Genomic DNA, 21,973 nt, shown 5'->3' with positions numbered 1-21,973 from the left:
TAGATTTGCGAAAGGAGGAACTATGAACGAGAGCAGGGTGATATCAAGACCATGGGCGCTGGAAGGGCCCAGCATTCAAATCGACCCGCTGTTTCCTTATTATGCGGACCGCTCCGCTGAGAGCATCGCCGAAGAGATCGAGCTGTCCGGCTATCGGACGGTGCATTATTTTGTCGTGAACGAGAGCAGGGTCCGAACGGACATCATTGAGGCTTTTCACGCCCGGGATATTGCCGTATGGGCGCTTGTAATCGGGAACGGAACGTTCGCTACCGATCATCTCCCCCGGGACTGGCGTTCCTGGAGGATGGGGCTGCTGAAGGAGCAGAATGACGGCTTTGAGCGGTTTTCCCCGTTCTCGGCATCTTACGTGGAATGGAAAAAGGAGGCGGTTGCCCGGGTCGTCAGGGATCATCCGTTTGACGGGATCGAGATCGCCGAGCCTTATTTTCCCGAATGGGACGGCATCCGCAGAGGGGTATACGGCGACGTCGGCCCCCATGCGAAGCGAGCGTTCCGGGACAAGTACGGCCATGATATTCCCGAATTTCTGAACAAACGGGCGGCTAACTATTATAAAAAGATACCTGACATCTACGGCAAATGGATTACTTTTCGCGTGGACGCCGTGAATGGACTCATCGATGAAATTATTAATGGCAGCGGAGGCGCAAGAAGTGTCCGCCCGGATATTGCCGTGGCGACCTGGTCGCTGGCGGTTGACGGCGGAGCGGTATCCACCCTCCGGTTGAAGGAATGGCAGGGGCTGGATGCGATTTCGATGATCGGGAAGGTCCGGCCGGATATGCACGTGCTTCAGACCCACTGGCCGGACTGGATGAAGCGCCATTTGCCGCCGCAGTACGCGGGCGGATACGAGAGCTTCGCCGCACCGATCCGGGCCGCTTATCCCGGACTTCCCCTTGGCATTCAGGCTGACATCGGCTCCCGGAGCAGCATGGTGAAGAACCGGCGCTGGCTCAATGACTTCCAGAACACGGTTTACGAGCTCGGCTACGATACGTGGACGGCGTACGAATACCATCTCGGCGGGTATATGTATGACGAACCGCCTGTCCCTGTGAAAGCCGTCATGCGCGGAGAACAAGAACTGACGGTTTCGTTCAACAAACGGATTGATCCGGATACGCTTGGAACGGTGCTGTTCTTTGCGGAGGAGAACACGGAGGCCGGGCCTCTTGCCGGCATCACCATCGAGCAGAGGGCTGTCGACGGCAACCGTTTATGGCTGCGGGTGAACGGGCTTCCTCGGCGGCCTGTACTGGTCGAAGTCAGCGGGATGCGGGATACGCCGGGACTATGGCATGTGAAAGGCAAAAAGTCGGGCGAAACCCCGATCGGCCACAGGCTAAAAGTAGAGCAGGATCGTGGGTAATAGAGGAAGCTGAGCATGAAAAAAGCGTCCCGGCGGCAGCGATGCCGCCAGGGCGCTTCTTTTATACATGCTGTAGTCATTATTGGGCGGTATATCCGCCGTCTACCATCAGGCTCGTTCCGACCACGAACGAAGAGTCGTCGCTGGCCAGGAACAGGACGGATTTGGCCACCTCTTCCGCAGTGCCGAGCCGGCCGATCGGATGCAGCTCCACGAGCTGCTGCTTGGCTTCCGGCGGAAGCGCTTTTAGCAGCGGCGTATCGATATAACCCGGGCAGACGGCATTCACCCGGATGCCGTGTTTGGCGTATTCAATGCCGAGCGTCTGGGTGAGCAGGACGACGCCGCCTTTGGCGGAGCCGTAAGCGGTAACTCCCGCCTTGGCCGCATGGCCGTGGATCGAAGCGGAATTGATGATCGCACCCCCGGTGCCTTGTCTCAGCATTTGGACCACGGCGTGTTTATCCGACAGGAAGACGCCTGTCAGATTGACGTCGATCGTGCGCTGCCATTTGTCCAGCGACAGCTGATCGGCCGGCTCATCGTTGGCCACGCCCGCATTGGCAAACATAATGTCCAGTTTTCCGTATTCCTGCACGGTCCGTTCCACCAGCGCCTGGACTTCCTCTTCCTTGGTCACATCCACCCGGACGTAAATCGAGTCGTACCCTTTTTCTTTCAAATGGTCGGATACTTCCTGGCCCGCTTCCGAGCGGTCGGCCACGACGACCTTGGCGCCTTCCTGGGCAAACAGACGTGCGGTGGCTTGTCCGATCCCGCTGGCACCGCCCGTAATGATCGCTACTTTACCGGAAAGTTTCATACCTCGCGTCACTCCTTCTCACAGCAATTGTCCGTATCCGTCACCGGAATCGGGTTCATCTTTGTTAATTTACCCATTTTTCTGAAAATATTAGCCGACGCTTTGGAGATACCCTGAGAATAAAATGCCGCGAACGGAGCAAAAAGAGCTTGCTTTCCGGAAAAGATGGTGGTACATTCGATATATAAATTGTGTACAATTTAATTTTATAAAATACAATTGAGATGGAGGATGGAACCATGAGTATTTATTCTTTTACAGCAAACAGCATTCGCGGCGCGGAAAAGGAACTTTCGGAATATAAGGGGGACGTGCTCCTCATTGTGAACACGGCGAGCAAATGCGGGTTCACCCCGCAGTATGCCGACCTGCAGAAGCTGTATGAGAAATACGGTGACAAGGGATTCAAGGTGCTCGGATTTCCAAGCAACCAGTTCGCCGAACAGGAGCCTGGAAGCAATGAGGAAGTCGATACGTTCTGTCAAATTAACTATGGCGTGAGCTTCCCGATGTTTGAGAAGGTGGACGTGCGCGGAGAAGACAAGCATCCGCTGTTTGCTTACTTGACGGAGCAGGCTCCGTTTAAGGGGATTAGCACGGACAATTCCGAAGGGAAAATGCTGCAATCGTTTCTGGAGAAGGAACAGCCTGAACTGCTGGAAGGCGACGATATCAAGTGGAACTTCACCAAGTTCCTGATTGACCGGGAAGGACGGGTAGTGGAGCGGTTTGAGACACCGGTCGGTCCGCTGGAGCTGGAATCGGCCATTGATGCGCTGATCTAAAACACTAAGGATTGCTAGCGGCTATCCATTCCAGTGGGGGCGCGAAACGGCCATTTGGATAGAATTGCCTTGAATTTTAATGTATTCTGAAGGTAATTTTCAGGTGTTTTTAAGAAAACTCTCATATAATGCACTCATACCCCTTTTATATATGAATTGACCCTAGGCACGGGACTAGGGTCTATTTTTTTGTCCATTTTTCGTAAAAGGCTTCGTCCGGGGCGGATGAACGCCGTTTGTACGCCCGTCCCCGCACAAACGCCCGGAAGGCCGGCCCCGGACTTAAGGTTTCTGGCGCCGCCTGCGCAGCTGAAGCTGCTGCAGATTGCGCCAGGAGAACTGCCGGATGCGCTGGCTTCGCATCACTTCGCGGATCCAGGGATCGCGGAAAACCTGCAGCTCCATGCCGCGCTTCAGCCACTCGTGATGGATGGCCATCAGCTCATCCGTAATAACGGCCGGATGGATATACAGCTCGCTGACTCCGGCCTGGAGCGAGCACAGCGCATCCGCCACGCTCTTCCTGAAGGCTTCGTATGTTTCCCCCGGGCGAAGAGAAAAGGGCAGCTGGATTAAGTGATCCGGAATGACGACCCCGAGTGAGTCCGCTTCACGGACCCGGGCCTTATGGATGCGCCGGTCCGCGGAAGGCAGCTGAAGCGAAGCGGGAATATGCCTTGGCAGCCGAAACGGAAGGCCGTTTTCCGCGCAGACGCCAAGGACGAGGGAGAGGAAATCCCGCCCCGTTTCCAGCCCGTACAGACTCCCCATATGATTATCAAGATGTGTCGGGTTCAGCCCCATGCGCCGGGCGAGTCGGATTTGGCCGATGATTTCGGCGTGCACGTCGGTTGCCTGGGCTCTGGTCTCCAACGTGCGGCAGTCGCGGGGAAAGTACCCCTCCTCCGTAATGAGGGAGGGCGCCGTCTGCCGGCGGGTGACCGGTCCCCAGCGGTAGGTGTCCCACTCGCTGGTAAAGGTCAAGTGGATGCCGACGTCCACGTCCGGACGCGCGGCCGCCCACTTGGCAGCCTCCTTGGCCCACGGGCACGGCATCATGATCGTTGCCGAGGAAATGGCCCCTTCGGCAAGCAGCAGCTGGATGCCCGCATTGGCCGAGTGGCACATGCCGTAGTCATCCGCATTGATGATCAGCAGCCGCTCATCCGGCGGGAAGCCCAAAGCTTGAGCAAGGTTCAAGGGACGTCACCTCCTGACGAACAGAATCGGGATGGTTGAGATATTGTTATACATACGTCGGGAGCCCGAGCAAATTGTCACCCAACTTTATAAAGAGTCTAACAGCCTGTGTAGGAGTTTTTAGCTGAGTTTTCTCGACATAATAAGTTGTTCCCAAGCCAAGAATACAAGATTAGCAAACAAACAATAATGTGGAACCGTTAGCTTATTCTAGTGGTATCATATTATTGGTTGTGGAGGTGTTTTCATTGATCCTTAATGCAGTTATAAGTATCATTGTGTATTCGAAAAGGGAAAAACAACAAGTCGAAGACATTATTCTTAAGTATGAGGCAATAGCCGAATTTGAAGATTTAAGCGTTGGGGAACGTGAACATTTTGCTTATACAATAAAGGTAGGGTATAGTCCAGAGGTTGTACAAAGCTGTCTAAGCGATCTCAATAAGTTAGACAACCATATCCAGGACACTGCAGATTATTTTGGATTCTCTTTCGACTACGAAGAAAAAGACTACACTTCTTCGCCACTTTTCTTTATTCAATCTATTGGTAATAAGGCAGGACTGTATATTAAATCACAAAAACTAAAACTTGAGGTCTTCTGCCATCATTGTAACCGAAAAAAAATAGAAGACGGCCAAAAGCCGGTAATCGATGCTAACAAGTTAATCAAAAATCCAATCCTCTATGTTGATCATTCATTGGTTATTTCTGAAATATTAGCTGAAAAGTTGCATAACTCTGGACTTAGCGGGTACGATCTTGTGGAAGTTGAACATAATGGGAAAAAGGAAGCTGCAGTAAAGGGTTATCAGATCAGACCGACAAATAAATTAGCTCCACAATGTATACCTTATAAATATCTCGACGACCCGTACATTAATAATCAATCAAATAGGTGCCCTATTTGTAAATTAGGAGGCCATCTTTTTGCGCCTTATTATTATAATCCAGAAGATTTGAAGGAGATCAAGGATTTCAACTATACCTATGAGTATAAAGACTACAATTTTGTCCATAGGAAGATATTAATAAGTAAACGAGTTGTGGACCTCTTTAAAGACCAAAATTATATAAATAATATAGTCAAAAGATTCGAACCAGGCGGAGATAAGCATTGGGTATTGGAACCAATATTGATCAATTCCGATTGCTGACCGTTGATATCATCAACGCAGTTGGCGCACCCGAGGGTCGACCTGATGCCAGGCGATCCGGAATATGAGAAGCTTCGTCGGAGCACCAATCCTTCGGACAGCTAGTTATTAAAGAAAACAGACCCTTTGCGGCACTTCCCGCAAAGGGTCTGTTTCATCAGCTTATTTCCATCTGTTTACTATCATGTTCTTGTTCTCACTCGGACTTATTCCCCCAGGCCTTTGCCCATGCCTTTCAGAAACCGCAACCCGAAGCCGATCGCCCGGTTCACGTCAGGATCCTTCAGCGCATTCATGAGGGAGAAGACCGTCACTTTTTTATCCTGCGGCTGATTGGCTTCCTCCAGGCCCTTGGCCACGCTGCCGAGCAGCTTCGCCGTCTGCTCCGGATCGATAGCGGCGAGGGCGCCGGCGGCGGCCATGCCGTTGTTGATCATGTTCGTCACTTCCGGCCGGGTGGCCTGGCCCAGGACGATTTCGGCCACTTTGGCTTTGGCCTTCAGCAGCGACTCAGCCGCTTCCAGAATGCCGCTATCGTGCAGCTCGCTGAGCACCCCGATGGCTTTTTCCAGCGCCTGCTCATGCTCGGCGATCGAATCCGTCAGCTGCTCCAGGGACTGCTGCTTCAGCTCTTCTTCCGTCAGCTCGCGTTTTTTGATGTATGAAATCGGTTGTGCCATATAGACTCCACCTTTCCTTTAATCGACGAGCGATACATAATCCGGCCGGCTCCATTTCCGGTGCACCTCGACGCCTTCTTGCGGATAGCGTTTCTTGTTGCGCGGATTGGTCAGCGGCAGCGGGTTGGTACCCTTCACGTTCAGAATCTGCATCCGCACGCGTGTCTGCTTATAGGCCGGCGTGTGCGTGCGGACATCGACCGCATTGCCGGTGAGCAGGTTGACCGCGTTTTCGTGGCTGACCGAGTGCATCGGCACGTACAGCTCGTTGCGGTGGACGCGGTCGGTAATGACCGCCTTCAGCTTGATCGCGCCATAAGGCGATTCGAGCCGCACCAGGGACCCGTTCTCGACGCCCCGTTCGGCGGCCAGCTCAGGCGATACTTCCACGAACACTTCCGGCAGCTTCAGATTGATTCCGTGCGATTTGTTGGTCAGGTTGCCTTCATGGAACTGCTCCAGCAGGCGCCCGTTGTTCAGAACGAGATCGAATTCGGCCGGGTATTCCACCGGCGGAACGTAGCCGACCAGCGAGAAGCGCGCCTTTTTGTCGGGGAAGAAGAAGCCGTCCGTATAAAGCAGCGGTGTGTGTTCCCCGCTCGCCGAACCCCAGATGAAGCTTCCCCAGCCTTCCAGCACGTCATAGCTGCACTGGGAGAAGAACGGGGTCAGGCTGGCCATTTCGTCGAAAATTTCGCTCGGATGGGTATAGCCCCAGTCATACCCGAGACGCTTGGCGATCTGGGTCGTGATCCACCAGTCCGGCTTAGAGTCGCCGAGCGGTTCCAGCACCTGATACAGGCGCTGAACGCGCCGCTCCGTATTCGTGAAGGTGCCCTCCTTCTCCAGTGACGGCGCGGCAGGCAGAATGACGTCGGCGAACTGGGCCGTCTGCGACAGAAATACGTCCTGCACGACGAAGAAGTCGAGCTTCGCCAGCACCTCGTGCACGTGGTTGGCGTTGGAGTCGACCCAGGCCATATCCTCGCCGACGAGGTACATTGCCTTCATGTCGCCGCGGTCGATCGCATCGATCATCTGGATGTTGTCCATACCCGGCTGCGGCGAAATCGCCACGCCGTAAGCTTTTTCGAACCGCGTCCGCGCTTCGTCGTTCGAGACATGCTGGTATCCCGGCAGCCAAGGCGGCAGCGTGCCCATGTCGCAAGCTCCTTGCACGTTGTTATGTCCGCGCAGCGGGTAAGCTCCGGCGCCGGGACGCATGTAGTTGCCCGTAGCGAGCAGCAGGTTGGAAATGGCCGCCGACGTGTGCGATCCGGCGATGTTTTGGGTGACGCCCATGCCCCAGCAGATGACGGTGCCGTCGGCGTCGCGGATCATCTCGGCGATCGAGATGAGCGTCTCCTTGGCAATGCCGGTTTCCTGCTCGGCGTACTCGAGCGTGAAGGTGTCGAGCAGCTGCTGGTATTCGGCAAACTGGTTGACATACTGGTCGATAAACGCCTGCTGGTGCCATCCCTGGTCAATCATGTATTTCGTGACCGCCGTCAGCCATACGAAGTCCGTACCCTGCTTCGGACGGATGAACAGGTCCGAGCGCTCGGCCATCTCATGCTTGCGCAGGTCGGCGACGATCAGCTTCTGGCCGTGCAGCTTGTGCGCCCGCTTGATCCGGGTCGCCAGGACCGGGTGGCCTTCGGCCGGCGCGCAGCCGATCAAGATGACGAGGCCGGCTGCCGCGATGTCCTGGATCGTGCCGGCGTCGCCGCCGATGCCGACCGTCGACATCAGTCCGTCCGACGCCGGAGACTGGCAGTAGCGGGAGCAGTTGTCCACGTCATTCGTTTCAAACACCTGGCGGGCCAGCTTTTGGATCACGTAGTTCTCTTCGTTCGTAATTTTCGAGGAAGAAATAAAGCCGACCGAATGGTTGCCGTACTCCTTACGGATGCCTCCGAGGCGTTCGGCGACCAGGCTCAGCGCCTCATCCCAGGTAGCTTCGACGAAGGCGTCTCCCTGCCGGATCAGCGGGGTCGTAATCCGCTCTTCGCTGTTGACGAAATCCCAGCCGAATTTGCCTTTGACGCAGGTGGAGATCGCGTTGACCGGCGCATCGTGGGATGGCTGTATCTTCAAAATTTTCCGGCCTTTGGTCCACACCTCGAAGGAGCAGCCGACGCCGCAGAACGTGCATACCGTTTTGGTCTTGCGCGTGCGTGTGTCCCGCATCGCCGCTTCGATTTCCGAAACGGCGAAGATGCCGCTGTATCCCGGCTCCACTTCCTTGACGAGGTCGATCATCGGATTCAGCACTTCCTCGTTGATGCCTGTCATGAAGCCGGCCTCGCCCAGCATCGATTTTTCCATGAGGGCGTTGCACGGGCAGATGGTGACGCATTGGCCGCAGCTGACGCAGGAAGAGTCGTTGATATCGACCCCGTTGTCCCACTTGACCCGCGGGATGTCTGCTTCCCAATCGATGGAAAGGGTTTCATTCACCTGCAGATTTTGGCAGACCTCGACACACTGTCCGCAGGCAATGCATTGATTCGGGTCATAACGGTAGAACGGATGGGACATATCGACTTCCGAAGGTTCGACCTTCGGCCGGTACGGGTACTTCTGGTGCTCGATTTCCATCATTTCGGCGGTATTGTGCAGCTTGCAGTTGCCGTTGTTGTTGTCGCATACGGTGCAGTAGAGCAGATGGTTTTCGAGGATCCGGTCCATCGCTTCCGTCTGTGCAGCCTTGGCGGATGCGGAAGACAGCTTGACTTTCATTCCCGAAACGGCAATGGTCGAGCAGGCGCGCGCAAGCTTCCCGTCGATTTCCACAATACATGTGTCGCACGTCTGGATCGGGTCTACCTCAGGGACATAACAAATTTGCGGATGCGACAGGCCGGCAAGATTGATCGCCTCGAGCACGGTCATGCCCGATGTGACTTCCACCGCCTGTCCGTCGAGCGTAATGTTAACAAGATTTTGGTTCACGAACATAAAACCCCTTTTCACCCCAATGTTAAATGGAGCCGCCAAGCGTCCCGGTGTTTGCAGCGCTTCGGCGGGTGTCCATAAGCTAAAGAGCAGGCCATAAAAACAAAAAAACTCCACTAAACCCGTCTCCGCTAATCATTGTGCGCGGCAGGTTGTAGTGGAGTAACCGATTAGCATTGGCCTACTAATGGATCATTCCGGCGCCTGTATGGCATAAATGTTTTCTCGTCATGATTATACTACGCCCCGGCAGAAAAACAAGGTTGAATTATTCTGTACAATCCTACTAAGATTTAGTATAGTGTTAAACTTGTGATGAGGTGAGAATGGGATGAAGAAGGAAGTTGCGTTTAACGATATCATTCGCAAAGTGAGGAAAGATACGTTCGGAAAAGGTCCGGAACGCATTCATACCACGTTTGTCGAGAACATGGCGATCACCCGGATGCACGGCAATTTCACACCTACGGAAAAGTTTATCGCACAGTCCGAAGACGGCAAGAAGATGGTGCACAGCGCGAGAACACACATGATCAAGGAGCTGTACAAATCCCAGGTCCCGGAAGGGCTGGAGGAGCTGTGCGGATCGAAGCTGATCCATCTGTTTACGGATATCAAGGTGGAAGAAGACATGGCCGTTTCGGTCTTTATGTTCGAGAAAAATATAGAGCAGGGATGAAGCCGATGATGGAGGCTGTGACGAGCAGGCCGGGCATGATCCGGTACGAACAGGGAAAGATGGCGGAAAAGACCGACTTGGTCGTGAACGAGCATCCGGTAACGATCAAAATCAACGGCGAGGAATTTGCGACCCTCGTCTGTACGCCCGAATACATTGAAGATATGGCTGTCGGTTATCTCGCATCGGAAGGCGTCATTTCAAGCATTGAGGAAATCAAGGACTTATGGGTTCAGGAAGAGGAGGGGTTCGTTCACGCGTCTGTGAGCAAGTGGAGTCCACTCCATCGCCAGCTATACAGCAAAAGGTACGTCACGTCCTGCTGCGGCGCCAGCCGGCAGGGCTTTGTGTTTTTCAATGATGCGAAAACGGCCAAGGTGCTGGACCAGGCTCCGGTGGAGCTGTCCTTTGACGATTGCTTCCGGCTCGTGCGGGAGATGCAGGAGGGAGCCGAGACGTTTAACCGTACGGGCGGTGTGCATAACGCCGCTTTGTGCGACCGAAACGGGATCCTTCTGTCGAGAATGGATATCGGGCGGCATAACGCGCTGGATAAAATTTATGGTTACTGCCTGAAAAACGACATCGCGGTGGATGATAAAATTATCGTGTTCAGCGGCAGAATTTCCTCGGAAATATTGCTGAAGGTGGCGAAAATCGGCTGTGCCGTCATCCTTTCCAAATCGGCGCCAACGGAGCTTGCGCTTGAGCTGGCGGACAATTTGGGCATTACGGCCGTCGGCTTTATCCGCGGCCAATCCTGCAACGTGTATACCCACCCGCACCGCATTGTGGAGTGCAGGCCGCAATCCTGAGCGGCCCCAGGCGTACCTGCTGCAGCAGCACGAATTGTTTCGGGCACCAGCCCACATCAAGGGAATTTGCAGCTTCAAATGAAGGAGGGATCATCATGGAAACCCATGATCAATACAACCGTATACTCAGAGATTTGAGGCTTTCCGTGACGGACCGCTGCAATTTCCGCTGCCGGTATTGCATGCCCGAGGAAATCTTCGGCAAGGATTACGCTTTTTTGTCCAGGGAACATATTCTCAGCGTCGAGGAAACGGTGCGGATTACGCGGATTTTCACCCGCCTCGGGGCCCGCAAAATCCGCATCACCGGCGGCGAACCGCTGCTGCGCAAGGAGCTTCCGGATATGATTCGGGAGGTGTCCCGGATCCCTGGCGTGGAGGACGTTGCCTTGACGACGAACGGCAGCCTGCTCGCCCGGCACGCCCGGACGCTGCGTGAGGCGGGCTTGATGCGCGTCGCCGTCAGCCTGGATGCGCTCGATGACGACACTTTTTTGGCGATGAACGGCGGAAAGGCCAAGGTGGCACAGGTGCTGGAGGGCATTGACGCCGCCGCCGAAGCAGGCCTGGCCGTGAAGGTTAACATGGTGGTGCAGAAGGGCGTCAACGAGCATGCCCTGCTGCCTATGGTCCGCTATTTCCGCGAGCGGGGCCATATTTTGCGCATGATCGAATATATGGATGTCGGCAATACGAACGGTTGGAACTGGGATCAGGTCGTCAGCAAGCGAGAAATGCTGGAGCGGATTCACGCCGAGTTTCCGCTGGCGCCTGCCGATCCCAATTATGAGGGAGAGGTGGCTTCCCGCTTCCGGTTTCTTGACGGCCAAGGCGAAATTGGCGTCATTTCATCCGTCAGCGACGCCTTCTGCTCCACCTGTACGCGGGGCCGATTATCGGCGGACGGCATGTTCTACACCTGCCTGTTCGCGACGAAGGGGCATGATCTGAGGGAATGGCTGCGTTCAGGCGCGACCGACGACGAGATCGCGGAGCATATCACAGCCATTTGGGAAGGACGGCATGACCGGTATTCGCTGGACCGCGGTAAAGCCGGCACCGGTACGGGCCGGGAAGCCAAGGTGGAAATGTCCAGGATCGGCGGATGACGGCTTGTTCCGGTCTGGCTTCCTAGAATGGTCGTTGGTCATCGTTTTTTTAAAATTGTTGACAAATTTATGAACCGGTGTTTATCATATGTATGAAATGTCATAGACAAATGGGGTGGATGTAGGGACTGCACCTGCCCTATTCGTTACGTGTCATGTGTGTTTGATCTCCCTATAGGAATCGGGTAGGGGAATTAACCGCTGTCAATCAACTTTCGGCTGCAGGGCCGGGGTTTGATTTGTGGCGGTTTTTTTGTTGTTGGAAAGAACAAGTGAAAATGGATTTTTTTGTGAAACACAGGCTTTTATCGAACAAAGTTACGAAGGAAAATGGAAGGAATGGTACGATGTCGTCTTTTTATTCACCGCAGCAAATTCGTGATATTGCCATTGAAACAGGGGAGAAGAAAGCCAAACTGCCGCTGCCCGCGGTCCTCATTCTCGGCTTCCTGGCGGGCGCGTTTATTGCGCTTGGTTTTCTGCTGGATATCCGTGTCATCGGAACGGCTCCGAAGGAATGGGGCTCGGTCGCCGGATTTCTGGGTGCAGCTGTCTTCCCAGTAGGGCTGATCCTGACCGTCTTGGCCGGAGGGGAACTATTAACGGGTAACATGATGACGCTTCCAATGGCGTGGTTTTCCCGTAAAATCGGCTTTGGCGCCGTCCTCAAAAACTGGATTCTCGTCACGGTCGCCAACTTTATCGGGGCGGTGTTCGTCGCCTATTTCTTCGGGCATGTTGCCGGGCTGACGGAAGGGGCTTTTCTGGCCAAAACGGTTGCTGTGGCCGAAGCAAAGGTGCATGATTCGTTCCTGCAGGCTTTTGTATCGGCCATCGGCTGCAATTGGCTCGTCTGCCTGGCGGTCTGGCTCGGTTACGGCGCGAAGGATGTTACCGGAAAAATCGTCGGGATCTGGTTTCCGGTCATGGCGTTTGTCGCCATCGGCTTTCAGCACGTGGTCGCGAACATGTTCGTCATTCCGGCTGCGATCTTTGCCGGACAGATGAGCTGGAGTCAATACTTCCCGAACTTCGCGGCGGTGTTCCTGGGCAACCTGATCGGCGGAGCGGTCTTTGTGGCCCTTGCGTATTTCGCCGCTTACCGCCAGCCCGCCGGCTCCATGCTGCCTCTGGCCGAGAAGGCGAATCATAAATCGGCGTAATGCCGCTTGGCGTACTGCTCCAAAATATGCACGAATTTGAGCAGCGCCATGCCGGCCGGCTGATCTTTGCCTTGAACCATCAGCAGGTTCCGGCCGAGCTTCATTCCTTTCAGCTTGACCTCGCACAGCTCGCCGCTGCCAAGCTCCTTGCGGACGACCCAGCGAGAGAGGACAGCGATGCCGAGGCCCGCGGCGGCCGCTTCCTTGACACCCTGGCTGCTGCTGAAGACGAAGCTCCGCTTGACCGCAAGTCCTCCCTCCTCAATCAGCCGGTCGCTGTAGGCCCGCGTGCCCGAACCGCTTTCGCGCAAGACCCACACCTGGTCCTGCAGCATGCCGGGATCAATCGATTTGTAGGCGGCGAGGGGATGGTCGGGCGACATCACGAGCACCATTTCGTCCTCCATGAACGTGGTCAGCTGCACGTCCCTGGCGGTCGTGCTGCCTTCAACCAGACCGATGTGAAACCGCCCTTCGCGGATATCGTGCACGATGTTGTCGGTGTTGCTGATGTGAACCTGCACATCGACGTCGGGGTACTGGTGCGCATATTCGGCGAGAACGGCCGGAAGGATGTATTCGCCGATCGTAAAGCTTGCACCGATGCTCAAGGAGCCGGTCACGACATCCCGCAGCAGATGGATCTCCTGCTGGGCCTCCTCGTACAGCGCCAGCATCTGCTTGGCCTTCCGGAACAAGATTTCGCCGGCCTCGGTCAGTCTGACCTGCTTCGGGGACCGGAGCATCAGCTTCGCGCCCAGCTCATCTTCCAAGTTCCGGATGTGCAAACTAACCCCCGGCTGGGACAGATGGAGCAGCTTGGCGGCGCGGGAGAAATTGCGCTCTTCGGCGACGGTGACGAAGACCTTTAGTGTGTCTGTGATCATGGCGTTGACTCCTGTTCATCATTTCTTCAGCGGCAAGCGAGGCTAAGGCGGCGCTGAAGATTACACTCAGTGTAACGTGGGGGAGGGCTGCAATCAATCATAAGTTATCCTGATGATCGGGATAGCAAATCGGTATTTCCCTTCCGGAGCCGGACATTCTATAGTGAGCGTATTGATAGCCGCATGAATGATCAGGCTACGGACGGGAGGAATGAATCATGATTGCATCTCAGGGATCGGCCCTGCCGCGCAAAAAGCGCAATTTGAACGCTTATATGCTGGGGCTCTGCCTCACGTTTGTATTATCACTGCTGGCCAAGGGGCTGGCGCTGCTGCCTTTTCTCGGCATCATGGGGCAGCTGGTGCTGGCCATCCTGCTTGGCATGGTTTACCGCGCATTCGCCGGCGTGCCGGAGTACGCGATGCCCGGCATCGCCTTTTCCAATAAAAAGCTGCTCAGGCTGGGCATTATTTTGCTCGGCATGCGGCTGAACCTGGCGGACATCGTTCATGCCGGGCCGAAGGTTCTGCTGCTGGCCGCGGTCAATATCAGCGTGACGCTGCTCGCGGTATACGGCATCGCCCGGCTGATGAAGGTCGATCCGGTCATGTCGCTGCTGGCCGCCTGCGGTTCGGCCATTTGCGGGGCGGCGGCTGTGGCCGCCATCGCGCCGCAGGTTCGGGCGAACGAGCAGGAGACGGCGGTCAGCGCCGCGGTAGTTGCCCTGCTCGGCACCTTGTTTACGCTGCTGTACGTCGGCCTGTATCCGCTGCTCGGCCTGTCGCCGGCCGGTTACGGCGTGTTTGCGGGCGGCACGCTCCATGAAGTCGCCCATGCCATCGCGGCAGCAGCGCCAGGGGGCAAGGAGGCCGAAGATATGGCCGTCATCGTCAAGCTGACTCGCGTGGCACTGCTTGTGCCCGTCGCCGTTCTCGTCGGCCTCTGGAGCAGCCGCAAGGGCGGGCGCACCGCACCGGGGGAAAGAACCCGTATTCCCATCCCATGGTTTGTGCTTGGCTTCCTGGTGATGAGCGGTATCCATACGCTGGGCATCCTGCCGGAATCGGCTGCCTCGCAGATCGTCACGGCAGCTTATATGCTGATGGCCATGGCCATGGCCGGTCTTGGCCTGAACGTCGACTTTGCCGTGTTCGGGCGCAAAGGGGGCCGGCCGTTCGCCGCAGCGCTGCTCGGCTCCTGCCTGCTTGCCGGCGTCGGATATGTGCTGGTCAAGGCGCTGGGATTAGCATAAACGCCGGAACGTACCGGCCAGCACTTAAAGAAGGACTCCGGCCGGGAACGGCGGAGTCCTCTTTTTTACAATCTTAAATGAAAGTACCGGCTACAGTTCTTCGGAATCGTCGCCGTCATATCCATTGATCAGGTCCGTTCCGTGCATATCCTCCACCATGGCGATCGCGGAAGGATCGACCGGACTGTTCGCCGAAATGTCGTCCGCATCCGGAACGTCCGGCAGCTCTTCGTCCTCCGTCAGTTCGTTTACGGCCGAGGATTCACCTGCATACGCGCCGGACGTCCCGCCAGAGGCTGGAACCGAGTCCCGGCCCCCAAGCTCGGAACTCATGTCGGACCGAACATAGAATTCCACGTCCTCCGCTTCCGGCTCACGGCTGATGCTTTGCTTGGTGTATGTTCCCGTATCCTTGAAGTCATCCCGGGGCAGCTCAAACTCGGGCGGAAGCTCGCGCTGCTGGTCGTAGCGTTCATAGGTCAAATCGGCATCGCTTTTGATATTCTTATTATACTCATCAGCCATGTCATCCATCTCCTTTGGCGTATTTTCTTTCCTTACCGTTACCCGAATTGAGCCCGTATATCCGCTCCCGAATTAAAACTTAGGAAATACGTATCGGATCAAGAAGTAGAGGAAACCGAAAAAAATGATAATGTACGCGGCATATTTGATAAAAGTGGCTGCTACAAGACTGGAATCGGACTTCTGCTGAACTTCCTTATGCTCAACCTCAACGTTGTTCCGGCGGAATTCACTCATGGGTAATCCTCCTTTCAGCGCAGATCGGGAAGTCTCTGTTGTTTGCTACTTTAATAAACGTACCCGTTGAAGGTGAAACATCGTTACCATACTTAGGAAAAAGTGGTATGATTAAATAAATCTCGGCTTGTGTAACTCCGAAGGCAGTTGCGCTCAGGTTGAAGTCAATCCGGGGATTGTTATGTTTTCAAATGCATAAATATAATAATGTCGCCAGTATTCTCCAAGTTATATGTATATTTATGCAAATGATATATTTTTTGACGACGACCGAAAGAACAGGAAGGAGTGGACGATGATGATAGCGAATCTACATAACAGTTGAAAATTTACAAATATTAACTTTTGAGGTGTTTTATGAAGGGTTTCCCCAAATCCGTAATCACGAAGCTCGCTCTGATCGCTTGCCTGACGCTGCTGTTTGTGACGGTACCGGTATTTGCTGGGGCGATGCAGACGGGTGGAGAGCGTTGGATTACCGAGTGGGAGGTCAAATGGGCGGACAGCCCGGATCTTGCGGCAGTTCCCGGATCCGTAACGGCAAGCGAAGGCTGGAGCCCGAATCAATCCGGTATGGCTTTGCCGAAGAGGCCCGGAACATCATCGACATTATGGATCAGAACGAAGCTCCCTGCCTTGAACTGGGACATCCCCTCCATGCTAATCCCTAAGATATACGGACAGAACATTGCGATTTTTATCGGCACGACCCCCATCTACGAATCAAACCGCGACTATATTTACGATAACAACAAAGTGTTAACTCCCCTTCAGAGAAATGATTCCGATAAAATACTTTACATAGGCGTTCAATCTGCCAAGGACCGCATTGGACTGCGCCACGGCATTGAACTCGGGAACTATCCGGAATTGCTGGACAACTACGTCAAGAGAGACCTGATCGATATCATACTGGGCTGCGCGTTTGTCTTTATTGCGCTCGTCATGCTCATTTGCTCGGTTTTTTTGAAAAAGGAGCAGAACGCCTCCTGGATTTCACTGAGTCTGGTGATCGCCTCCGCCGGAGTGCTGGTCATCACGTATTCCCCGTTTCTTTATACCTTTTACAAGGATTACGGCAAGCTCTACACCCGCCTATGGGATGTCGCGCTGTTTGTGCTGCTTCCGTCACTAACCTATTTTATCGAACGGATCTTCGGCAGCGGGTACCGGTCGGTGATCCAGAAGCTGTTGTATTTTCAAATCGGATATTCGGCATTCTGCCTGCTCTTCATGCTGGCGAACATCGTGCTGAACGACAAACTGTTCGGTATCCATTATTTTCTGTCGGTCCGTGTTCTGGGAATCGTTATGATCGTACAAGCCGTGCTGCTCGTCAGCAATTCGATCATCCATGCCGTGAAAGGGAACCGGAGCGCCGAGATTCTTACCGTCGGTTTTGCGGTGTTCGGCCTGACGGTCATTGGCGAAATGGTCTGGTTCTATTTGAAGGACGGCAACTATGACCTGTTTCTGTGGAAGTGGGGGGCGGCTGTATTTATCATTTCCCTGATGCTGATCCTCGGCCGGAACTATACCATCAATCACGAACAGATTGTAAAATATTCAAGGGAGCTGGAAATGTTCAACAACGAGCTGCAGCGCTCCGAGAAAATGGCCATCATCAGCGAATTGGCGGCATCCGTCGCCCATGAGGTCCGGAACCCGCTTCAGGTGACGCGCGGTTTCCTGCAGGTGCTGACCAAGAAGTACAGAAACCAGGATAAAATCTATATGACGATGGCCCTGGAGGAGCTGGACCGGGCCGCAGGCATCATCACCGACTTCCTGACCTTTGCCAAGCCGCAGTTTGAACGGATTTCCGTCCTGAACGTCAAAGAGGAGCTGGGGCATGTGGAGGGCGTCATCGTACCGCTTGCGAACCTCCAGGGCGCCCAGATCGACATGCGTATTCCGGACCATCTGCAGGTGAAAGGGAACTCTTCGAAATTTAAGCAGGCTTTTATCAATATGGTGAAGAACAGCATCGAGGCGCTTAGCGGAGACGGTCAGATTAACGTATGGGCTTACGAAATGGACGAGCGGGTTGTCATCCATATTCAGGACAATGGGGAAGGGATGAGCAAGGAGGAGCTTGCCCGGCTGGGTGAGCCGTATTTCTCCAACAAGACGAAAGGGACCGGGCTTGGTCTTATGGTTACGTTCCGCATCGTGGAAGCCATGGGGGGAAGTCTTGAATTCAAAAGCGAAAAAGGGGTGGGAACCGAAGCGGTCGTCTCCTTTCCATCAGCGGCTGTATAAGCCGCTTGACGGTAAGGTGGCGAACTTCGCTGTTCCCAACCCTTTCATCATTTATGTATATTCAAGATGAGGTGTGTAGTCTCAATTACCAGGAGTATTTCGGCGCCGCGGCCGCTCTGACCGTTTCTGTTGGACTTGGGGGAAGCACGAGATAAAACTCGTTGGATGATTCCTCCACTGTCTTTACTTTGATGTGTTCAGGTAAAATAATACCGAGCACTTCTTTGATTGCGGCCTTAGGGTCGGCCAGGAGTCTTTCCTTGAAACTTGGGTCTTCCCAGGCTTTTTGAATAACTTGGTTGTGAAGGATAGCTTCTGCTGTCATTAGAATCACCCTTTCAACAAAATGGTTAATATTACCTTTATAAGTATACCATGGAATAAATTATAAATCTATCATTATTTGATATTATTTAACATCCATAAACTTAATCCGCCTTTTTTCAAGGCGTTTCTCTCATCTTCGATCCGGTTTGCGTCGTCCTGAATCGACATCAGAATATGCTCGTGAAAAGAAAGCAGCTGGGGAATGTTCAATGGGGTCTGCTTGATGTGCTCATGGTTGGCTTCCGCCACGGCGGTGTATGAACGCAGAATGCCGTGAACGGCAATATAATGCTCGACACGATCGGCAGTGAGCGGTTCGTCGGGGGCAAACTGCGACCGGATCAGCGAGAGCAGGCTGTTATAGCTGCCTTCCTCAAGATCTTCCCGCCAGTCGGCCCAATCGTCCGCCATTTGCAGTGTAGCCAGTACGTGTTCGAGCAAGTCGGTCACGGCCGGAATTTGTTCCTCCCCGCCCGACAGGAGCAGCGCTCCGGTGCTCGACAGCTTCAGCGGCGCAGCCTTGCGCGCGATGAACAGCGGATTCACGCGGAAATAGTCGGCCGTGTGCTCATTGGTAACGGCTTCCGCCCATTCATGCAGGTACTGCCTGAAATAGGACCAGAACCGGGACGCTGAGGGGAAGTAGCCGCGGTAGATGTCGAGAAACTGTAGGTACAGCAAATTTCCCAGCGGCAGCTGCTCCTTGTCCTGGGGCGAGGAGGAATCCATGCAATCGTCCTGAATGAAAAAATAGAGCATGGCGCAAACGTTGCCGATCGACAGCTTCCGGGCGTCTTCGGCGGAAAGTCCTGCCGTTTCCATCAGCCAGAAGGGCAGCAAATAGCAGATATAGTTTTTGGCGCTGTTTTCTTCGAGCGGGTTAAAATGGCTTAAATAGGAAAGGCCTTTCGTGTTCAACGGAGAGGGGAACGCGGCAATGATGCACTCGGTTTCGCGGAATACATACGACAAATCGGCTTCATAACGCTCTAACCATTCCATATAATCACCTTTTTTAGATAGAATTGTTGTTCCAAGCGGCGGTATCCGATGCTGAAGACATCATTGAGCCGTTGACTGGTTATGAGTATGAGGTTGTGTGTATGTTGTTATATGAAGTTTAGTTGAGGTTTTGATTAGTTTAGCATATATTTCCAATTTATGAAATCCGAAATTGAAAGAACCGGATGCGAGGCTGCAGACCGCTGGTTCCGGTACACTAACATTCGGTAGAGGTGCACATATGAAAGCTTCGAGAAAATACGGCATCATCGCGGCGGCGATATGTATAGTCATCCAGCTTGTGCTTGCCGCCTCCTGTTACGGCAGTTCCGAACCGGCTCTAAAGCCGCTGACGGACTGGCGGTTCACATGGGAGGGCGTAGGTACAGGCAGCCGCAGCACGGACGGCATCGGGCCGGCTTCCGGGTGGGAGCCGTACCGGATGAAGCAGCCGCTGCAGCTCAGCACCGGGGAAGAGAAGGCGGGATGGTTCGAAACGAAGCTGCCGGCGCTCATCTGGAATACGCCTGCCATTTTGCTCAAACCGGTTTATGGAATCAAAATCGACATCTACGTCGGTCAAGAGAAACGATACGAAATCGATCGGGATTACCGGTACGATGTTCATCATATCCTGCTTCCGCTCAGCCGTGAAGACGCCGGTCAAACGCTGCTCATGAAAATTCAGGGGGGAAGCGGCCGGATCGGCATGGACGGTCCCGTGTGGGCCGGCGATTACCAGACGCTGTTGACCAAGCTGATCAAGGCTAATCTGGGTGATATCGTTTTGGGAAGCTCGTTTATATTCATTGCGCTGATTATGCTGATTTCGGCTGTACTCCTGAACCGGAGTGAGCGGAACAGCTGGCTGTCACTGACGGTAGTCATTTTGTCGATCGGGCTCATGATCCTGACTTATTCTCCTTTTGTGTACAGTCTGTTCAGAAGCTATGGAGAATGGTTTCAGGTCGTTTTTGACCTTGGCCTGCTGTCGCTCTTACCGGCGATAACCTATTATTTTGAAAGAACCATTGGTCCCGGCTACATGCTGATCATTCGGATTTGCCGTAAATTCCAGACAGGGTACTCGCTCTTTTGCCTCGGGTTTATGGTCATCAACCTGCTTAGCGGCAGCCGTTTCTCCGATATTTATTATTTATTTTCCGTCAAGGTGCTCGGCTGCATTATGATCGTTCTGCTGATGATTTTGGCGGCCAGCGCCATATCCTACGCCTCCAAAGGAAACAGGGACGCGGCTGTGTTTGCTTCGGGATTTGCCTTGTTTGCCATCCCGGCGCTGGGTGAACTTGTCTGGTTCTATGTACGTCAGGGGGACTACGTGCTGTTCTGGTGGAAATGGGGAGTCCTTGGCTTCGTGATCAGCCTCATCATGATCCTTGGCCGGAAGTTTGCCCATAATCATCGGCAGATTGTCGTGTATTCCCGGGAGCTTGAAATGTTTAACAGCGAGCTGCAGCGGTCGGAGAAAATGGAAATCATCAGCGAGCTGGCCGCCTCGGTTGCACACGAGGTGAGAAACCCGCTTCAGGTCACCCGCGGCTTTCTGCAGCTGCTGCAGGAGAAGTCGAGGGACCGGGAGAAAGAGTATCTCCGGCTGGCGCTTGAGGAATTGGACCGGGCATCGGGGATTATTACGGATTTTCTTACGTTTGCCAAGCCGGAGGCGGAGAAGGTATCCCTGCTCAATGTAGGGTATGAATTCCGGCATATCGAGGGCATCTTGATCCCCCTGGCTAACCTTCAAGGCGGCCGGATGACGACGGATATTCCCCAAGACTTGTACGTTTACGGCAATTCGTCGAAGTTCAAGCAGGCTTTTATCAATATGATTAAGAACAGCATTGAAGCGCTGAGGGAGGAAGGCCACATTCAAATCCGGGCTTACCGGGAGGACGGCCAGGTCGTCATTCGCGTCGCCGACAATGGAGAGGGGATGGAGCCGTCAGAGGTGGCGAGGCTCGGCGAGCCATATTACTCCAACAAATCGAAAGGAACCGGGCTCGGACTGATGGTCACGTTCCGCATCATTGAGGTGATGCAGGGAAAGATCGAGATTGAGAGCAAGAAAGGCGCCGGTACGGTGATGACCGTCCGTTTCCCGGCCGCCGCATCCGGCGAACAGGGAGCGGAATAATCCCGTGATCCGCATACACTGGAACAAAAAAATGACGCCTGCATCGGCGTCATTTTTTTTGCGTTTAAAATAGCTCTTCAGGAGCGTTCCCTCCATGGAGGTCTATCCAGGCCAGATATAAGCTGATCGTTGCGGCAATAAGGAACAGAAAAGCGGAAATAAAGGCAAGCTGCTTTCCGGTGCTCATCGCACCGATACTCCCGCCTGCTCCCATTCCCGGGGTTGCGGAGGGGACCAAACCGCTGATTCGAACGGGTTTCTCCGGTTTTGATCTTGATTTAACCCGCTTCCTTGGCTTTGCCGATTTCACTGGTTTCACGTTAAGACACTCCTTTGCGTGAGAATCCTTCTTTAAAAAACGATGACAGGGTGCTTTAACGAACTCACAGTAAGTTATGTTACTGCCGTTCGGGTCGTTCCGAGGCCAAGAGAAAATAGACTGGGGAAAGAAACCGATGTATGTTTGATCATCTGAAATCGATTTATACAGCTTGTCGCCGCAGCTGAAGCCAGAGGGCTTATTGCAGTGTATGATGGGGCGGCCGAGATGTTATCTACAG

At 54.0% G+C, this 21,973-nt stretch carries 19 protein-coding genes; 10 read left to right on the top strand and 9 right to left on the bottom strand.

Features of this window, described 5'->3' with window-relative positions; all coding sequences use genetic code 11:
• Positions 1-22 precede the first annotated feature (22 nt).
• Positions 23-1,396: an N-acyl-D-glucosamine 2-epimerase gene (locus ABID47_RS27560; RefSeq protein WP_354501574.1), complete on the top strand. Its 1,374-nt coding sequence runs from the start codon at positions 23-25 to the stop codon at positions 1,394-1,396.
• 79 nt (positions 1,397-1,475) lie between these two features.
• Here the strand turns inward: ABID47_RS27560 and ABID47_RS27555 are convergent, their stop codons facing one another.
• Positions 1,476-2,219, bottom strand: coding sequence for an SDR family NAD(P)-dependent oxidoreductase (locus ABID47_RS27555; RefSeq protein ID WP_354501571.1), 744 nt, complete (start codon positions 2,217-2,219; stop codon positions 1,476-1,478).
• Between the two features lie 239 nt (positions 2,220-2,458).
• Between ABID47_RS27555 and ABID47_RS27550 the strand changes: the two genes are divergently transcribed.
• A complete protein-coding gene (locus ABID47_RS27550; RefSeq protein ID WP_354501569.1) occupies positions 2,459-3,004 on the top strand; it encodes a glutathione peroxidase in 546 nt (181 codons plus the stop codon).
• A 282-nt stretch (positions 3,005-3,286) separates the two neighbouring features.
• On the opposite strand, the gene ABID47_RS27545 is transcribed toward ABID47_RS27550, so the two are convergent.
• The gene (locus ABID47_RS27545) at positions 3,287-4,204 is read right to left on the bottom strand and encodes a polysaccharide deacetylase family protein (protein WP_354501566.1); all 918 of its coding nucleotides are present in this window, start codon (positions 4,202-4,204) and stop codon (positions 3,287-3,289) included.
• A gap of 248 nt (positions 4,205-4,452) precedes the next feature.
• On the opposite strand from ABID47_RS27545, the gene ABID47_RS27540 reads away from it, so the two are divergent.
• Positions 4,453-5,361, top strand: coding sequence for a hypothetical protein (locus ABID47_RS27540; RefSeq protein WP_354501563.1), 909 nt, complete (start codon positions 4,453-4,455; stop codon positions 5,359-5,361).
• Between the two features lie 206 nt (positions 5,362-5,567).
• Here the strand turns inward: ABID47_RS27540 and ABID47_RS27535 are convergent, their stop codons facing one another.
• Positions 5,568-6,041 (bottom strand): helical membrane plugin domain-containing protein, encoded by a 474-nt coding sequence (locus ABID47_RS27535; RefSeq protein WP_105445051.1) that lies wholly within the window; start codon positions 6,039-6,041, stop codon positions 5,568-5,570.
• A gap of 18 nt (positions 6,042-6,059) precedes the next feature.
• Positions 6,060-8,996 (bottom strand): formate dehydrogenase subunit alpha, encoded by a 2,937-nt coding sequence (gene fdhF, locus ABID47_RS27530; protein WP_354501560.1) that lies wholly within the window; start codon positions 8,994-8,996, stop codon positions 6,060-6,062.
• Between the two features lie 334 nt (positions 8,997-9,330).
• Here fdhF and ABID47_RS27525 point away from each other — a divergent pair, with 334 nt between their 5' ends.
• The 4 genes from ABID47_RS27525 (at position 9,331) to ABID47_RS27510 (ending at position 12,765) form a co-directional block, all read left to right on the top strand.
• Positions 9,331-9,678 carry a Na-translocating system protein MpsC family protein gene (locus ABID47_RS27525; RefSeq protein WP_076173660.1) on the top strand — a complete coding sequence of 116 codons (348 nt, stop codon included), beginning with the start codon at positions 9,331-9,333 and terminating at the stop codon, positions 9,676-9,678.
• 8 nt (positions 9,679-9,686) lie between these two features.
• Positions 9,687-10,493, top strand: coding sequence for a formate dehydrogenase accessory sulfurtransferase FdhD (fdhD, locus tag ABID47_RS27520; protein ID WP_435530680.1), 807 nt, complete (start codon positions 9,687-9,689; stop codon positions 10,491-10,493).
• A gap of 95 nt (positions 10,494-10,588) precedes the next feature.
• Entirely contained in the window at positions 10,589-11,602 is a 1,014-nt protein-coding gene (moaA, locus tag ABID47_RS27515; protein WP_354501557.1) for a GTP 3',8-cyclase MoaA, read from the top strand.
• 347 nt (positions 11,603-11,949) lie between these two features.
• Positions 11,950-12,765: a formate/nitrite transporter family protein gene (locus ABID47_RS27510; protein ID WP_116234255.1), complete on the top strand. Its 816-nt coding sequence runs from the start codon at positions 11,950-11,952 to the stop codon at positions 12,763-12,765.
• Here ABID47_RS27510 and ABID47_RS27505 read toward each other — a convergent pair.
• Positions 12,750-13,652 (bottom strand): LysR family transcriptional regulator, encoded by a 903-nt coding sequence (locus ABID47_RS27505; RefSeq protein ID WP_116234085.1) that lies wholly within the window; start codon positions 13,650-13,652, stop codon positions 12,750-12,752. The genes ABID47_RS27510 and ABID47_RS27505 overlap by 16 nt on opposite strands.
• Positions 13,653-13,870: 218 nt before the next feature.
• Between ABID47_RS27505 and ABID47_RS27500 the strand changes: the two genes are divergently transcribed.
• Positions 13,871-14,905 carry a YeiH family protein gene (locus tag ABID47_RS27500; RefSeq protein WP_411829664.1) on the top strand — a complete coding sequence of 345 codons (1,035 nt, stop codon included), beginning with the start codon at positions 13,871-13,873 and terminating at the stop codon, positions 14,903-14,905.
• A 90-nt stretch (positions 14,906-14,995) separates the two neighbouring features.
• Here the strand turns inward: ABID47_RS27500 and ABID47_RS27495 are convergent, their stop codons facing one another.
• Both ABID47_RS27495 and ABID47_RS27490 read right to left on the bottom strand, forming a co-directional pair.
• Positions 14,996-15,430, bottom strand: a complete 435-nt coding sequence (locus tag ABID47_RS27495; RefSeq protein ID WP_354501553.1) for a hypothetical protein — start codon at positions 15,428-15,430, stop codon at positions 14,996-14,998.
• A gap of 72 nt (positions 15,431-15,502) precedes the next feature.
• Entirely contained in the window at positions 15,503-15,667 is a 165-nt protein-coding gene (locus ABID47_RS27490; protein ID WP_167372908.1) for a hypothetical protein, read from the bottom strand.
• A 357-nt stretch (positions 15,668-16,024) separates the two neighbouring features.
• On the opposite strand from ABID47_RS27490, the gene ABID47_RS27485 reads away from it, so the two are divergent.
• Entirely contained in the window at positions 16,025-17,929 is a 1,905-nt protein-coding gene (locus ABID47_RS27485) for an ATP-binding protein (RefSeq protein WP_354501550.1), read from the top strand.
• A gap of 85 nt (positions 17,930-18,014) precedes the next feature.
• Here ABID47_RS27485 and ABID47_RS27480 read toward each other — a convergent pair whose 3' ends face one another.
• The gene (locus ABID47_RS27480) at positions 18,015-18,254 is read right to left on the bottom strand and encodes an NHLP leader peptide family RiPP precursor (protein WP_076173667.1); all 240 of its coding nucleotides are present in this window, start codon (positions 18,252-18,254) and stop codon (positions 18,015-18,017) included.
• 74 nt (positions 18,255-18,328) lie between these two features.
• Positions 18,329-19,258 (bottom strand): hypothetical protein, encoded by a 930-nt coding sequence (locus tag ABID47_RS27475; protein WP_354501547.1) that lies wholly within the window; start codon positions 19,256-19,258, stop codon positions 18,329-18,331.
• A 241-nt stretch (positions 19,259-19,499) separates the two neighbouring features.
• On the opposite strand from ABID47_RS27475, the gene ABID47_RS27470 reads away from it, so the two are divergent.
• A complete protein-coding gene (locus ABID47_RS27470; protein WP_354501545.1) occupies positions 19,500-21,413 on the top strand; it encodes an ATP-binding protein in 1,914 nt (637 codons plus the stop codon).
• Positions 21,414-21,973 lie beyond the last annotated feature (560 nt).

Source organism: Paenibacillus favisporus, from assembly GCF_040545415.1.
Taxonomy (GTDB): Bacteria; Bacillota; Bacilli; order Paenibacillales; family Paenibacillaceae; genus Paenibacillus_AQ; species Paenibacillus_AQ favisporus.
This window is presented reverse-complemented; position numbering and strand designations above follow the sequence as displayed.